Genomic DNA, 14,553 nt, shown 5'->3' on the forward strand with positions numbered 1-14,553 from the left:
GTAAGCTCCCCTACCGCCATTTTTAGAACATGTGTTCTATTTTCCGGTGAGAATGTTAGCAACCCTCTCCAGCCGTTCCGACACTCCCTCAACCTCATCGCTCAAGGCTGATACGAAAATCCGGTACATCAGCGCGCGCAGCAACAGCCCAGTGAATTCAGGAACATGGGAGAAGCGATGCACGATGTCGGAGTCGACAGCGTCGAATAACAAGCCATCCACCGCAGCGAGCGCTGCCGTGTAGCCATGCGGCCGCACAGTAGCGACGATGTCCGTCACCAGAGGTGGCTGGGTTCCGGAAAACAGCGTGGTAGTGAGCATGTCAGCATGACCCACGTGCGACGGTCCCTCAATCGGAGGCAGCAACGGGCTAATGCGTGCTGCCAACCGCAGCGCGGCCTCCAGCTGCGCCCCCGCGACCGCGGAAGTATCAAGTCCGAGCGCCAGCAACTGTGCCGGATCATCGGACCAGGCCGCCTGGTCAGCAACACGGTAAATCTCGTGGGTTTTCCACTTCCCCGTTACTGGTTTGGTAGCGAACTCGGGGGATGGGACGTCGGCAAGCGCGTCAGCGAGGCGAAGACCTACGATCACCACTTCGTCCACCCTGCCCGACGCCAATTCCCCGGCTGCGTAGCTGTTCGCCCGCCATCCGGAGACCACAAACCGGCCGTCGGTGGCCCGCACTGGCTTGACCACGCGCAACCCCTCCACATGCAGGTTCTCCCGCACTTTCGCCGACCACGCCGCGTTATCGGGGTCCAACGCCGGGCTAAGCACAATGTTTCCGATTCGGAACCCGTAATCCCAGGCGTAGCCCAGCGGGGTGGCATCGCCAGATTCGGCATGAAACGCAGCGCGAACGTGTTCTGGCACAGCCATCATCGTCGTTCCTTTCCTTAAGGGTGATATCCCAGTGGGTACGGCCAAGGATTAAAAACGCAGGCCTGTTGATTGTCCGGATAGATTTCCTCCGGATCGATCTGATGCAACACAGAGTTATCCAGGCTCAACGTTTGCTGCATCATTACCGGAGCTAGATCACCATTTTTCGGACACGCCGCGTGTGCCGCATAGCCGATGCCGTGTCCCACCTCATGATTAATCAGGTATTGGCGGTAGCTGCCCAGATCTCCGCTAGCAGTTATGGCACCGCGTACCCACCGGGATTCGTTGATGACTACCCGGTCGCCATCGGTGGTGTAACAGCTGGTTTCCATCTCGAGGTCATGTCCACACAGTTCATGCGTGGTGGCCATCGACGCCAGCTGGATTCGCATCGTGGGATTTTCCTCCGGCAACACATGTTGGAAAGAAAACGCTGGGTCAGCGATCCACCCTTTCGGATTGCTCAACGTGGCGTCGATCATGGCAGCGACAGCATCGTCGCCACCGTAGGCGGCAGTGTCCACGCCGTTTTCTACTTCGACGACGTAGGTGACGGCTTTGTCGCGCCCCTCACCCACCTTTGGCCCAGGCTTACCGACGACCCGGTACGTCTTATCCCCCGCCTCAGCGAAGGAACCACCAGGTGGAAGATCCCCTATGCCAATCGGTAGCGCCATTGTCCTATCTGGGACGGGGCCGATGGATTTGGACTCCTCATCGCCATGGTGTGATGCAGCATGCGTTGTCGCTGCTGGCGTGGTGATGTCCGGTTGTGGGTTGCGCGTTATATCGACGAGAATCCAGATAGTGACCACCAGTAACACTGGTATGGCATACGCTCGCCACCCGTATTCACGCGCAAAACGGACCAGGACCGGTTCCGAATGAGGAGAATTCACAGCTCTTTAACCAACAAATCCCACTGGTCGGGAAGCTGCGGCACCGAACTCCACGTAGGCGATCCGCGCGCCGCGCACCAGGAACGTGCGACCGCGTTCGTCGGAAAGCTCAAGCACACCACCGTCCTGGCTCAGCACCTCCGCAACGCGAGCCTGAAGCTCTTCCTTCGGCGTATCGGTGGACAGTGTCAATTCCCGCGGGTTGTCGCTAAAACCAATTTTGATGTCCATGATGTCCTCTTATCTCGCTGGATTTACGCAATTCGCTGCCCTAGTTTAAGGCAGCAGCTACACTCGGTTCATCTTATCCTTGACGGTAGCTAGCCGGAGCGCAGGCCGGGCCGGTGTTAAAACCGCTGTTCGTTGACTAGTATCAAGATCGTGTCTGCACAACAGAAATCCAGTAAACCGACCTTTGCCGAACTAGGTGTCGCCGCGGAGATCTGTGAGGCGCTAGCTGCGCGAGGGATCACTCACACCTTTGCCATTCAGGAGCTGACGCTTCCGATCGCGTTGGAGGGGTCCGATATCATCGGCCAAGCACGCACCGGCATGGGAAAGACCTTGGGTTTTGGTGTCCCGCTGCTGGATCGGGTGTTTGACTCCGCTGACATTGCAGAACTCGATGGCACCCCACGCGCGCTCGTCGTCACGCCAACCCGTGAACTGGCCGTGCAGGTGGCAGAAGACCTCACCATCGCCGCACAACACACGCCCGTGCGTGTCATGACGGTGTACGGCGGTCGCCCATATGAGGAGCAGATTGCCAAGCTTAACGACGGCGTAGATGTCATCGTGGGCACTCCCGGGCGCCTCATTGACCTGTACCAACAGGGCGCCCTGGCCCTTGACCAAGTAGCAATCCTCGTGCTGGATGAGGCCGATGAGATGCTCGACCTCGGTTTCCTCCCTGCGATTGAGAAACTGCTCAAGGCCCTGACTCATCAGCACCAAACCATGTTGTTTTCCGCCACGATGCCGGGCCCTATCATCACGTTGGCCCGCAGCTTCCTGAACAAGCCCATCCACATTCGTGCAGAGAGCGACAGCAATCAACACACCCACGCCACCACAAAGCAGGTGGTCATTCAGGCCCACCGCATGGACAAGGTGGCGATCGTCGTAAAGGCCCTGCAGGCAGCTGAGCGAGGTCGCACCATCATCTTCACCCGCACCAAGCGCAGCGCCGCGGAAGTGGCCAATGATCTTGCCACCGCGGGCTTCACCGTCGGCGCCGTGCACGGCGACTTGGGCCAGGTCGCCCGTGAGAAATCCCTCCAGGCGTTCCGCGATGGCACCGTGGACATTCTGGTGGCCACCGACGTTGCTGCCCGAGGCATCGACGTTGACGACGTCACCCACGTCATCAACTACCAAACTCCCGACGATCCCATGACCTATGTCCACCGCATTGGCCGCACCGGACGCGCCGGACATAGTGGCACTGCTATCACGCTGGTAGGCTTTGACGAGCTCGCAAAGTGGCAGCTGGTCAATTCCGAACTTGATCTGGATGTTCCAGAGCCACCGCAGCTCTTTTCTACCTCACCGGAGTTGTTTGAGCTGCTGAATATCCCGGAGGATGCTGGTAGCAGCGTGGGACCTGCTAGGCGAGTGTTCGGTGGGTTCAGCAGCACCCAGCGGCTTCGTGGCGGTCGCCGCCCTCAGGAACGTGGTTCGCGAAGTGACAAGTCGACCCATGAGCGCATGACTTCCGCACGTCTCCGCCGAAAGGGTCGCAAGAGGTGAACAAAACGCACCGCAATACCCCGTTGCAGCGCTCGCCCAAGGATCTCATCGCCACCGCGGTCATCACTACCGTGGCACTCACCGGAATCACAGTGGCGTGGGCCGCTGCGCCGATCCGACATTCTGAGCTCACCCCTGCAGAGCAACCTTTCGAGAGCCCGGTCGTGCTAGCAGCGCTTCCGTCTCATTTGCGGGAAACGTGGCGAGCTGCCGATAGCGCCGTCCCTGCCCTTGTCCGCCCCTTGGTGGTGGATGGGCTCGTGATCACCGCGAACGGTGGCACTGTGTCAGCAATGGATCCCCGCACGGGGCAGCCGGTGTGGACATACACCCGTGACCTTGAGGTGTGTTCCTTGGGCTTAGCCTTCAACTCCGTTGTCGCCACTTACCGCAACTCTGCGGGGTGCGGCGACGTCACCCGGATCGATGCCAAACAGGGCACCTACGAGGCGACACGGAGCGCCCCCGCCCCCGATCACGTGGTGCCCCTGGCTTCAAATGACCGCGTCGGCACTGTCAGCCCAGAGCGGGTCGAGCTCTGGCGCAGTGATCTCGTCCGCACCGTCGAGTACGGAGACAAAACTGCCAAGCAGGAGCCGAATCAGCAGCCTCATGAAGCCTGCACGATCTCATCGGCCCTGAGCCGCAAGGAGCTCCTTGCGGTGGCAGAAACCTGTCCTGAGCAGCCCGATAACACCATGCTCCGGTTCCTAAGCTCCACCCCGGATGACTCGCGCGAGCCCACCGTCAAGGCCGATGTCTCGGTACCTGGCTCCGACGCACAGCTGATTGGCGTTGGCCAGAAACTTGCCTCGGTATATGTACCGAGCAGCACGCCCCAGCTGATTTCTTACGACGATACCGGGAAGGAAAAATCCAGGCTCGCGGTGAAGCCGAGCCGCCTGGTGGCTGAGCACTTGAGCAGCGATACTGCGACTGCGTTTGCTCCGGAGACCGCGGACTTGCCACACCACATGACCTGGTTTGATGGCGAGAGGCTGTACCTTTTGAATCCGGCGACCCTTGCCACCGAGGTCATCTTCGAGGGGGCCATTGGCACAGGCGCTGCGGTCGGCGATCGCATCGCGTTCCCGATACCTGGTGGAATTGCTGTCGGGAATTGGAGCACGGGGAAGGTAGAAAAAACTATCCCCGTTGACAGGAAGGGCTACACCGGTAGGGTATCACTAGCTGTAGCGGGGACTACTGTCGTCGAGAAGCGCGGCGATGCCGTGGTGATCCTTCGCAGCTAGCGGTGGTTTGCGGTCGCCCACGCCAGCGACTTCGAGTTGAACAATAGGAACAGGCCGAGCACGCCGGACACCGCCACGACGCCTGCCCACGCGGGCTGACCTGCAGACCACATGTAGTAGGCCACTACCAGCAGGAACATTTCCAGCATGGCGACGGGACCTCGTCCCCAGCGGCGTCCCTTATTCATGCTGATTGCTCCCGCGAGCACCGCGCCGAAAATGATGATGAAGTAGATGGCGGTGCCGTAGCCGATCAGTCCAGCACGAGCCTCGGTGTCCGTGACAATCGCGGCGTCTCGCTCGCCGATCAGCTCGCGGTAAATCAAAATTCCGGCGTACCCCAGGCCGATCAACGACTGGATCATAGCCAGGTAACCAGCATATTTTACGGGGGTGGGGACTCGAGGCTCAGCATTAATCACGCTCCACATCCTAACCCGAACGCGCGCGATGCCACTACACTGACCAGTTATGCGATGCCTGCTGCTGACCAACCCCAACTCGACGAGCCTCACCGAGCGTTCCTTCCGAGCTGCCCTCGCCCCACTGCTTGCGGTGAGCAACGTCACTGCCAGGCATACCCAACACCCCGAACACGCCGCCGAGATCGTACGGGGCCTGACCCGCGACGATTACGATGCAGTTATCGTCTTCGGTGGCGATGGCACCGTGAACGAGGTGATCAGCGGGCTGCTGGGTCCAGACCCTTCCCAGCGCCCCGCTCCCGAGGAACTTCCTCGGGTCGCGGTGGTGCCTACGGGGTCGGCCAACGTTTTCGCCCGCGCGCTGGGCTTTCCGAACAACCCCGTGGAGGCCGCCCACCAACTCGCTGACCTCATGGCTGCCGGCACTTATCGACGACTGCCGGTTGGCGCCGTGAATGACCGCTGGTTTTGCGTGAACGTCGGCTTCGGCATGGACGCTGAAGTGATCCGACGGATGGACAAACTCCGTGACCGTGGCATTCCAGCCACACCGTGGAATTACTCTGCCATTGCACACTCTGCGTGGCGCAAACTCCGCCGCACCCCACCACATATTCACTTTGATGCTTGGACACACGAGGAGAAACACGTAACCGGGGACGTGCCTTTTGTCATCGTGTCCAATACGAATCCGTGGACGTACGCGGGGCCAGTACCCATCGTCACCAATCCTGAGCACAGCATGGGAAGCGGATGCTCGTTGTATGCACTTTCGCGTATCTCCGACATCGATGGTTCCCTCGCCATCATCAGCGCAATAGGCATCCCATTAAGCAATTTGTTGAAAAACCAGCTCGACTTCCAAGAAACCCGAGTTGACGATGCGGTACACATCACTCTATCTTCACAAACGAAACTAAAGTGGCAGGTAGATGGCGAATATGCCGGAGCAAACAAAGAACTAACCATCACATCCTTCCCGGAATCCATCGATGTAATCTGCCGAAAAAATCATCACTTCGCGTGATCTTGCACACAAAATTGCTCTAAAGTCTAGCCAAGATTGCGTGGACATGTCATGATTCATCGGTAACGAAAACGACGGGTTGTAAAACCTTAGTCGAACTTTTTGGGTACAACAGGTTACGCCCTGATGAACTAGCTCCCACAGAGCCAGCCCCCCGAGGCTGCCATCACCGCTAACCGCCACCACGCATCAAACAAGGGACCGTCCCGGACCCTCCCCTTGTGCTGCCCCGGTAGCAGTTGACTCATCAAGTACCACAGACTGTAAGAACGACACGCTAGGAGAAACCCCATGGATTGGCGCCACGAAGCCGTATGCCGCGACGAAGACCCAGAGCTCTTCTTCCCAGTAGGCAACTCCGGCCCAGCACTCGCACAGATCGCAGCCGCAAAGATGGTATGCAACCGCTGCCCAGTAACCTCCCAGTGCCTCGCATGGGCACTCGAGTCCGGCCAGGACGCCGGTGTCTGGGGCGGTATGAGCGAAGACGAACGACGCGCACTCCGCCGCCGCAAGAACCGTGGCCGCGGCCGTACCCGCACCACCGTCTAATTAACACGTTTGCCCATCCCTCCATTAAAGTGGATGAGACTTAATACCCCTTTTAACCAAGCAAGGAGGCAGCCATGAGCAAGCGTGGCCGCAAGCGTAAGGATCGCCGTAAGAGCAAAGCAAACCACGGCAAGCGCCCTAACGCATAACTAGAGCGTGTTCTTACAGCACCGAAGCTCCTGCTGGGATTACCAGCAGGAGCTTTCGCATTGCCCCGGGATCGTTGTGTCAGTGCGTGGGGGCCGGGATTGTCTTGTCAGACACCACGACCCCGACATTACGCCCCCGAGGTTGCCCCAAAATCGCTGCGACGAGCCCGAACTTCGGGAGGGTAATGTCGGGGAGAAAACCAAACATCCCCCACCGCACCTCAACAGCGCAATTATTGTAGCCAATGTGACTATTGGGAATCCTGTGACAGTAGGAAACGTGCCCCGCGAGCGCGGTCCCGGGATTGCCTTGCCCGAATCCTTGACCCCGAATTTACGCCCCCGAGGTTGCCCCTAAATCGCTGCGACAAGCCCGAACTTCGGGAGGGTAATGTCGGGGAGAAAGCCAAACATCCCCCACCGCACCTCAACAGCGCAATTATTGTAGCCAATGTGACTATTGGGAATCCTGTGACAGTAGGAAACGTGCCCCGCGAGCGCGGTCCCGGGATTGCCTTGCCCGAATCCTTGACCCCGAATTTACGCCCCCGAGGTTGCCCCAAAATCGCTGCGACGAGCCCGAACTTCGGGAGGGTAATGTCGGGGAGAAAGCCAACATCCCCCTAAAATCCGAAAAATAACCCCGCGGTTACGAGAACCGTTGCACGCGGATGGAAATGGAGATTCGTTGGCGCAGGCGTAGGGGTGCTTGAGCGGCGCAGGATCGGCGTAGGATTTCGCGGACTTCTTCTTCGATGCCAAGTTTTTCGAAGCAGTGCGGGCACGCTTCGATCCGGGAGCGCAGTTCAGCGCGGGTGGCGTCGCAGCAGTCGCCGTCGAGTAGTTCGACCAGGAGTGTGTATGCGTCGGCGCAATTGCATTCGCACCTGTGGTGGGAGTTTGTCATGGCTGGTCCTTGGTTCCGATCCCGTAACTGCGTGCTACTTCTTTTAACGCTTCGCGTAGTTGTTTTCTTCCACGGTGGAGTCGTGACATGACGGTGCCGATGGGTATTCCGAGGATATCGGCGATTTCTTTGTAGGGTAGTCCTTCGATGTCTGCGTAGTAGACGACCATGCGGTAGTCGTCGCTTAGGGCGTTGAGCGCATCGGTGATTTCGGAGTCTGGGAGGCCCTTGAGGGCCTCCACTTCGGCGGAATCGAGGCCGGTGGATTGGTGCGAGGAAGTGGAGTAAAGCTGGTAGTCGGTAATGTCGTCCGTAGGAAGTTGAGCGGGCTGACGTTGCGCCTTGCGGTACGAGTTGATGTACGTGTTCGTCATAATGCGATAGAGCCACGCTTTGAGGTTGGTGCCTTCTTTGAAGCTGTCGAAGGATTTGAAGGCTTTCATGTACGTTTCTTGCACCAGATCCTCGGCGTCGGAGGGGTTGCGGGTGAGACGCAGCGCACCGCCGTACAGTTGATCTAGTAGCGGAAGCGCCTCAGCCTCGAACCTTTCGACGAGCGCGGGGTCAGTCATTGTGCGGCATGTCCTTATGTCGTGAACGTACAGGCTAGCTTCTATTCTAGGTTCAAACCACAGGAGGAACGTCATTTGGCTAAGAGAAAGTCGGCGAGCACCGCAGCAATAGCACAGCTTATCGACGCCAATCTGCCCCATCGCGTGCACACCTTTGAAACGCATTCCCACAATTACGGCGCAGAGGCGGCTGAGTTGTTGCACAAAGAGTTAGGTGTTGCGGAGGGGCGGGTGTTCAAAACACTGGTGGTGGACCTTAGCGCCGGGAAAGGGCCTCGGCGTGAGTTGGCGGTGTGTTGCCTTCCGGTTACTGGATCGTTGTCGTTGAAGAAGGCGGCGAAGGCGCACGGGGTGGCCAAAGCGTCGATGGCTGATCCGAAGTTGGCGGAGCGCAGTAGCGGATACGTGGTGGGAGGGATTTCACCGATTGGCCAAAAGCATCCGCTGCCGACGGTGATTGATGCCAGCGCGGCCAACCATGAGACGGTGTTTGTCTCCGGTGGGCGTCGTGGCCTTGACCTGGAGGTCACAGCGGATGTGCTGTTACAGGCCACGGGCGGTTCGCTAGCTGACTTGGTCGCCGAGTAACTCTGGGTAGTCGTTGCGAACGTTTCCTACCGCAGAATCGGCGGGGGTAGCTACCAGGCCTGCCACCAGGGATTCTTCAGTCGGGTGTAGCAGGTCTTCATCTCCAGCGAGCCACCGTGGGATCTCGTGAGGGCTTAAGAAGCGTGGTAAGCGGTGGTGAAGCCAGGCCAGTGGCTCCACTGCCTCGGTGGTGATCATCGTCGCGGATAGTTGGTTCATTCCAGTGTCCCACAGCCCCGCTGCCCACAGCATTCCACTGTCGGCCGGGCGGACGAAGTAGGGCTGCTTGTTGTGCCACTCGTAGTAGCCGTCCAGGGGAATCACGCAGCGCCCACGGCGATAGGCGGTGCGAAAAGAGGGCTTGGTGGCGACGGTTTCTGCCCGCGCGTTGAACAGTGGTGGGCCGGAAAGATCTGTTTTCCAGTGCGGCAGCAGGCCCCACCGGGCTGGTTCCAGGAGTGTTTCGCTGGCATCTGGCGACCGGCGCACGATGGGGATCACAGTGGTAGGGGCGATGTTGTAGCGCGGTGGCGGGGTGCCGTGGGGTGCTCGGACCGGCACCGTGGCGTCGTGAAGCATGGCTGTGGTGGCGTCGAGGAGCGACTCACCTGTGGTAAAGAGAACGAAGCGTCCGCACATACCCCCTATTATGGATGACATGGATTCTCAAGGTTTAGCTTTGTGGCAGGCCCCCGTGGCGGATGGGCCGGTTTCCTGGAACGGATCGATTCCAGGGTCTAAGTCGATGACGAACCGGGCACTGATCCTGGCGGCGCTCGGCAGCTATCCCTCGACAATCAAAAACGCACTGGTCAGTCGCGATACTGACCTGATGATGTCCGCGCTCGAGCAGCTGGGCGCCGCCATCACCCGTACCGAGCCAAGCCACGGCTCCCCCACAACCACGATCCGGGTTGAGCCAGGTGAACTCTCCGGTGGCACCATCTACTGTGGCCTGGCCGGAACGGTGATGCGTTTCGTCCCACCCGTCGCTGCGCTATCTGACGGCACCGTCTTTTTCGATGGTGATGTCCAAGCGCGGGTGCGCCCCATGGACACGATCCTCAACGCACTGCGTGACCTCGGCGTATCCGTCGACGGCACCGCATTGCCCTTCACTATCCACGGCACCGGTGCGGTTCGAGGCGGCACCGTGGAACTCGACGCCAGTGCTTCGTCCCAGTTCGTCTCCGGACTCCTCCTCGCCGGTGCTCGCTACGGCGAAGGCCTGACAGTCCGCCACTGTGGTGGGCGCCTGCCGAGCATGCCTCACGTGGAGATGACGGTGGATATGCTGCGACAAGCCGGGGTAAGTGTGGATACCTCTGTGGCGAACCAGTGGCGTGTTGCCCCAGGCCCCATCGAAGGCCGTGTCTGGGCTATCGAACCAGACCTGTCCAATGCCACCCCGTTCCTCGCCGCCGCAGCGGTCACCGGGGGCCAGGTGGCCATCCACGATTGGCCGACCGCCACTCACCAAGCCGGTGACGCGATCCGTGGCATTCTGGAGCAGATGGGATGCACCACGGAGTTCCGCGCCAACGGCGAAACCAATGACCTGGTGGTGACGGGTCCTGAACCCGGCTCCCTCCGGGGCATTGACATCGACCTGGGCGATATTGGTGAGCTCACCCCTACCGTCGCCGCGTTGGCTGCCCTCGCGAGCACTCCGAGCAGACTGGAAGGGATCGCGCACCTGCGCGGGCACGAGACCGACCGACTCGCCGCCTTGTCCACGGAGATCAACGCCCTCGGGGGCAATTGCGTGGAGTTTGAAGACGGCCTGATCATCACCCCAGCGCCACTGAAGGGTGGGGTGTGGCACTCCTACGCCGATCACCGTATGGCCACCGCCGGCGCGATCATCGGGCTGGTCACCTCCGACGTCACCGTGGAAGACATCGGCACCACCTCCAAGACGCTGCCAGGTTTCGAGCTCATGTGGCAGGCCATGATCGATGGCTAGGCGACGCTACTTCGACGAATCCGACGTCCGGGTCCGCCCTGGCAAGGGTTCGCGCCCGCGTACAAAGGATCGCCCCGCCCACGAGAACGCGAGAGTGGGCATGGTGGTATCCAAAGACCGGGGTCGCTGGGGAGTAGTGCTCGATGGGCACACGGATCCCATCGTCTGCATGCGCGCCCGCGAGTTGGGGCGCACCAACATCGTGGTGGGAGACCGCGTCGGGGTGGTCGGAGACACCTCCGGTAAACCGGGCACGCTCGCCCGTATTATTCGACTCGAGGATCGCACCAGCGTGCTGCGGCGAACCGCGGACGATACCGACCCGTACGAACGCATCGTGGTCGGCAATGCCGACCAGCTCCTGATTGTCTCGGCAGTGGCTGATCCCCCGCCACGCGCTGGCTTTGTGGAACGGGCGCTTGTGGCAGCGTTCGTCGGTAAGCTGAAGCCAATCTTGTGTTTGACCAAGTCAGATCTCGCTGACCCTAGTGAGTTCGCCGCGGAGTTTGCTGATCTCGACGTCCCGGTGGTGATTGCCGGGATCGACGATGACATTACCGCCATCACCAGCATGGTATCTGGGCATGTCACCGCATTGATCGGGCATTCCGGGGTCGGGAAATCGACGTTGGTCAACCGACTCGTGCCTGACGCGGATCGGGCAACGGGCGAGGTGTCGGGCGTCGGTAAGGGGCGCCACACATCCACGCAGTCAGTAGCTCTCAAGCTCCCCGGCGACGGCTGGATCATCGACACCCCCGGCATCCGTTCCTTCGGGCTGGCGCACGTCGACGCGGACACCGTGGTCGGGGTATTCGACGACCTCGCGGAAGCTGCCGAACAGTGCCCACGTGGCTGCACCCACATGGGCCCACCAGCTGACCCGGAATGCGCCCTCGATGAACTAGAGGGCGCATCTCTGCGACGAGTCACCGCGGTCCGCAAACTCCTCACCGCACTACGATCCAACGACGACTGGGAACTCGGCATAGAAAAGGACTCATAACCGCAATGGAACGCCTCCCCTTGGAGCACACGTCAATCAGTCGACTTTCGCTGTACGCCGTGATCACTGGGGCCCTCACCGGTCTGGGCGTAGCGGCGCTGAACTGGGCGGTGATTTTCACCGAACGGGCGGTGTTTGGGGTGGATCACCTGGTCAATCATGATCCGACGTCTGCGGTTTCGCCACTGAGGTTATCCCTCACCCTCATCGGGTTAGGTTTCATCCTGTCTTGGGCCTGGTTCTTGTTAGACCGGAGCGGGTCTGAGCAGGTGTCGGTTCCGGAGGCGATGTTCGGAAAGAAGATGCCCGTCCTCACCACGCTCTGCTCCGCTTTTATTCAAGTCATGTCTGTGGCTGCGGGTGCCCAGGTCGGTCGCGAGAACGCTCCCCGACTGATGGGTGCGCTCTGGGGCTCTCGCCTCGCAGTCGCGCTGCGCATCGATCCCACCGCCCGACGGCTGCTGGTAGCGTCAGCTGCTGGCGCAGGTCTCGGCGCATCGTTCCATTTGCCACTGGCAGGCGCGATCTTCACCCTCGAGCTGTTGCTGGTGGAGATGTCCGCCCAGGCGGTGATCACCGCGATGCTCACCTCCGCCACGGCTGCTGCGGTCACTGGTATTTTTGTGGAGCCGCACCCCGTGTACCACAGCGTGCCCGTTGCGGAAAGCATGGCCACAATTGTTATCGCCCTGGTCGTAGGAGCGTTCACTGGGTTGCTGGGCCACTGGTTCGGCGCTCTGGCTCGTTCTGCGGTTAAACACCGTGCCCGTGGCCGGCAGCTGCTGTGGCAAATGCCTCTTGGGTTCGCTGTGCTGGCCGTGATTTCGTACGTGGTCCCCGGAGTCAGCGCGAATGCCCGATTCACTACCGACTCCATTTTCACCGCCCAAAGCGCGGCTTTCGGTCTGCTGCTGTTGGGCGCGTTGCGGATGTGCGTGATCTTGCTCAGCTTCCGGGTCGGTGTCATTGGTGGCACGCTGACTCCGGCGTTTGGGCTAGGTGCGATCTTCGGTTCCCTGCTGGGGCTAGCTCTGCACCCGCTGTTTCCGGAAATCCCCTTCGGGGCCTTCGCCATCCTGGGCGCAGCCGCGTTCCTTTCCACGGCGATGGCGGCCCCGATGTTCGGGATGATCGCCGCCATCGAGTTCACAGACATGGCGGCGCAGGGCTACCTGCCGGTGTTCGTAGCCGTGGTCGCCGCGGCTCTCTCAGTGCGTTTCTGGGGCCTGCTCATTCAGAAAGAGCAGAAGCTGGCCCCGTTCACGTCCGCGTTGTTTAAGCAGCAGCCTTAACGACGCACCGGGCGCATCAACGCATACCGCACCGCTTCCCCCACTGTGGGGCGCGCTTGCTTCAGCAGTTTCAGTCCGGGAACCAAGCCTCGACGCTTGCCGCTGTCATCCTTGCCGACGTGCAGCTTGCTCTCAATGTCTGGCGTGAATGCGGCTTCGGAGCGTACCTCTGGCGCATTCTCCGGTCGGGCTGCCAGCATGGAGTTCGGCAGGGTCAGCTTCAACAAGGTCTTTTGCACCTTGCCGAACTGCACCAGGAAGGAATCGGTGTTGTACGGCAGATCGAACTCGCGGGCGATGGCTTCGATTTGCTTCCCCACCCCTGCCAGACGGTTGGAAGGCATGTCCGGGAACAGGTGGTGCTCAATTTGGTAGTTCAGGTTGCCGGACATGATGGTGAGGATTTTGCCACCCCGGAAGTTCGCGGAACCGAGCATTTGACGCAGGTACCATTCGCCCTTGGTTTCGTTTTTCCACTGGGCTTTGGTGAACGTTTCGGTCTCGTCTGGGAAGTGACCGCAGAAGATCACGGCGTATGCCCACCAGTTGCGGATCAGGTTGGCCCACATGTTCGCCAGTGCGGTGTGTTTGAAGTTCGGTCCGGTGAGCGCCGGGTAGAAGACGTAGTCTTTCAGCACCTGGTTGCGCACCTTACCGACGGTTTCCCAGAACTTTGGTGCCGTTTCCTCCCAGGTTTGCTTGCCCGCAAACAGGCGACCGAACTCGACGTCGTAGAAGGCGATGGCCCATTGGAACAGGGATGCCAGCACAGCGTTGGTCAGGGGTTGGAAGGCGTGTTGCGGGGTCCACTTACGGTCGCGGGTCACGCGCAGCACGCCGTATCCCACGTCGTGATCCATGCCGAGGATGTTCGTGTAGGTGTGGTGGACGTGGTTGTGGGTGTGCATCCACTGTTTCGAAGGGCAGTTCATGTCCCATTCCCAGGTGGTGGAGTGGATGGTGGGGTCATTCATCCAGTCCCATTGGCCGTGGATGACGTTGTGTCCGATTTCCATGTTTTCGAGGATCTTTGCCACGCTGAGCATGGCGGTTCCCGCGAAAAAGAATGGTTTTTTGTGGCTCAGCAGGAGTGCGATGCGCGCCCCAATCTCCAGGCCGCGTTGGGTACGGATGAGGTTCTTGATGTACTTGACGTCTTTTTCACCGAGGGATTGTTCGACCTCCGCTTTGATGGCGTCGAATCGGCGTCCGATTTCTTCGATATCGGCGTCGGTGAGGTGCGCGTATGCTTTGATGTTCGCAATTGCCATATGTTTCTC

At 60.1% G+C, this 14,553-nt stretch carries 17 protein-coding genes; 9 read left to right on the forward strand and 8 right to left on the reverse strand.

Annotated elements, in window-relative coordinates; translation table 11 throughout:
- Positions 1 to 36: 36 nt before the first annotated feature.
- From HW450_RS04135 to HW450_RS04145, 3 genes are read right to left on the reverse strand one after another with little or no spacing between them, the layout of a single operon-like run.
- Positions 37 to 876: a TIGR02569 family protein gene (locus HW450_RS04135; RefSeq protein WP_220463906.1), complete on the reverse strand. Its 840-nt coding sequence runs from the start codon at positions 874 to 876 to the stop codon at positions 37 to 39.
- Between the two features lie 23 nt (positions 877 to 899).
- Complete coding sequence (locus tag HW450_RS04140; RefSeq protein WP_232843330.1) at positions 900 to 1,787, reverse strand: DUF3152 domain-containing protein; 888 nt, start codon at positions 1,785 to 1,787, stop codon at positions 900 to 902.
- Between the two features lie 6 nt (positions 1,788 to 1,793).
- Positions 1,794 to 2,018 carry a DUF3107 domain-containing protein gene (locus HW450_RS04145; protein WP_182386734.1) on the reverse strand — a complete coding sequence of 75 codons (225 nt, stop codon included), beginning with the start codon at positions 2,016 to 2,018 and terminating at the stop codon, positions 1,794 to 1,796.
- A 150-nt stretch (positions 2,019 to 2,168) separates the two neighbouring features.
- Here HW450_RS04145 and HW450_RS04150 point away from each other — a divergent pair, with 150 nt between their 5' ends.
- Together HW450_RS04150 and HW450_RS04155 are read left to right on the forward strand one after the other, a co-directional pair.
- Positions 2,169 to 3,536, forward strand: a complete 1,368-nt coding sequence (locus HW450_RS04150) for a DEAD/DEAH box helicase (protein ID WP_182386735.1) — start codon at positions 2,169 to 2,171, stop codon at positions 3,534 to 3,536.
- Positions 3,533 to 4,789, forward strand: coding sequence for an Rv3212 family protein (locus HW450_RS04155; RefSeq protein WP_182386736.1), 1,257 nt, complete (start codon positions 3,533 to 3,535; stop codon positions 4,787 to 4,789). The genes HW450_RS04150 and HW450_RS04155 overlap by 4 nt, the downstream gene beginning before the upstream one ends.
- On the opposite strand, the gene HW450_RS04160 is transcribed toward HW450_RS04155, so the two are convergent.
- Positions 4,786 to 5,154: a hypothetical protein gene (locus tag HW450_RS04160; RefSeq protein WP_232843368.1), complete on the reverse strand. Its 369-nt coding sequence runs from the start codon at positions 5,152 to 5,154 to the stop codon at positions 4,786 to 4,788. The two genes, HW450_RS04155 and HW450_RS04160, sit on opposite strands and share 4 nt — an antisense overlap.
- A gap of 106 nt (positions 5,155 to 5,260) precedes the next feature.
- Here HW450_RS04160 and HW450_RS04165 point away from each other — a divergent pair, with 106 nt between their 5' ends.
- The 3 genes from HW450_RS04165 (at position 5,261) to HW450_RS13220 (ending at position 6,942) form a co-directional block, all read left to right on the forward strand.
- On the forward strand, positions 5,261 to 6,241 hold the full coding sequence (locus HW450_RS04165; protein WP_182386738.1) for a diacylglycerol/lipid kinase family protein: 981 nt from the start codon (positions 5,261 to 5,263) through the stop codon (positions 6,239 to 6,241).
- A gap of 291 nt (positions 6,242 to 6,532) precedes the next feature.
- Positions 6,533 to 6,793, forward strand: a complete 261-nt coding sequence (locus HW450_RS04170; RefSeq protein WP_156193028.1) for a WhiB family transcriptional regulator — start codon at positions 6,533 to 6,535, stop codon at positions 6,791 to 6,793.
- A 74-nt stretch (positions 6,794 to 6,867) separates the two neighbouring features.
- Positions 6,868 to 6,942 (forward strand): 50S ribosomal protein bL37, encoded by a 75-nt coding sequence (locus HW450_RS13220; RefSeq protein WP_407926296.1) that lies wholly within the window; start codon positions 6,868 to 6,870, stop codon positions 6,940 to 6,942.
- Positions 6,943 to 7,591: 649 nt separating this feature from the next.
- Here the strand turns inward: HW450_RS13220 and rsrA are convergent.
- Complete coding sequence (gene rsrA / locus HW450_RS04175; protein ID WP_182386739.1) at positions 7,592 to 7,849, reverse strand: mycothiol system anti-sigma-R factor; 258 nt, start codon at positions 7,847 to 7,849, stop codon at positions 7,592 to 7,594.
- Complete coding sequence (locus tag HW450_RS04180) at positions 7,846 to 8,421, reverse strand: sigma-70 family RNA polymerase sigma factor (protein WP_182386740.1); 576 nt, start codon at positions 8,419 to 8,421, stop codon at positions 7,846 to 7,848. Before HW450_RS04180 ends, rsrA begins: the two co-directional genes overlap by 4 nt.
- Before the next feature lie 75 nt (positions 8,422 to 8,496).
- Here HW450_RS04180 and HW450_RS04185 point away from each other — a divergent pair, with 75 nt between their 5' ends.
- Complete coding sequence (locus HW450_RS04185; protein WP_182386741.1) at positions 8,497 to 9,009, forward strand: aminoacyl-tRNA deacylase; 513 nt, start codon at positions 8,497 to 8,499, stop codon at positions 9,007 to 9,009.
- On the opposite strand, the gene HW450_RS04190 is transcribed toward HW450_RS04185, so the two are convergent.
- Positions 8,986 to 9,648, reverse strand: coding sequence for an SOS response-associated peptidase (locus HW450_RS04190; RefSeq protein ID WP_182386742.1), 663 nt, complete (start codon positions 9,646 to 9,648; stop codon positions 8,986 to 8,988). The genes HW450_RS04185 and HW450_RS04190 overlap by 24 nt on opposite strands.
- 19 nt (positions 9,649 to 9,667) lie before the next feature.
- On the opposite strand from HW450_RS04190, the gene aroA reads away from it, so the two are divergent.
- From aroA to HW450_RS04205, 3 genes are read left to right on the forward strand one after another with little or no spacing between them, the layout of a single operon-like run.
- Positions 9,668 to 10,975 (forward strand): 3-phosphoshikimate 1-carboxyvinyltransferase, encoded by a 1,308-nt coding sequence (aroA, locus tag HW450_RS04195; protein WP_407926272.1) that lies wholly within the window; start codon positions 9,668 to 9,670, stop codon positions 10,973 to 10,975.
- Positions 10,968 to 11,981: a ribosome small subunit-dependent GTPase A gene (gene rsgA / locus HW450_RS04200; RefSeq protein ID WP_182386744.1), complete on the forward strand. Its 1,014-nt coding sequence runs from the start codon at positions 10,968 to 10,970 to the stop codon at positions 11,979 to 11,981. Before aroA ends, rsgA begins: the two co-directional genes overlap by 8 nt.
- A gap of 5 nt (positions 11,982 to 11,986) precedes the next feature.
- Complete coding sequence (locus HW450_RS04205) at positions 11,987 to 13,273, forward strand: chloride channel protein (RefSeq protein WP_182386745.1); 1,287 nt, start codon at positions 11,987 to 11,989, stop codon at positions 13,271 to 13,273.
- Here HW450_RS04205 and HW450_RS04210 read toward each other — a convergent pair.
- A complete protein-coding gene (locus HW450_RS04210; protein WP_182386746.1) occupies positions 13,270 to 14,544 on the reverse strand; it encodes a fatty acid desaturase family protein in 1,275 nt (424 codons plus the stop codon). The two genes, HW450_RS04205 and HW450_RS04210, sit on opposite strands and share 4 nt — an antisense overlap.
- Positions 14,545 to 14,553: the final 9 nt, after the last annotated feature.

It is taken from the genome of Corynebacterium hindlerae (assembly GCF_014117265.1).
GTDB lineage: Bacteria > Actinomycetota > Actinomycetes > Mycobacteriales > Mycobacteriaceae > Corynebacterium > Corynebacterium hindlerae.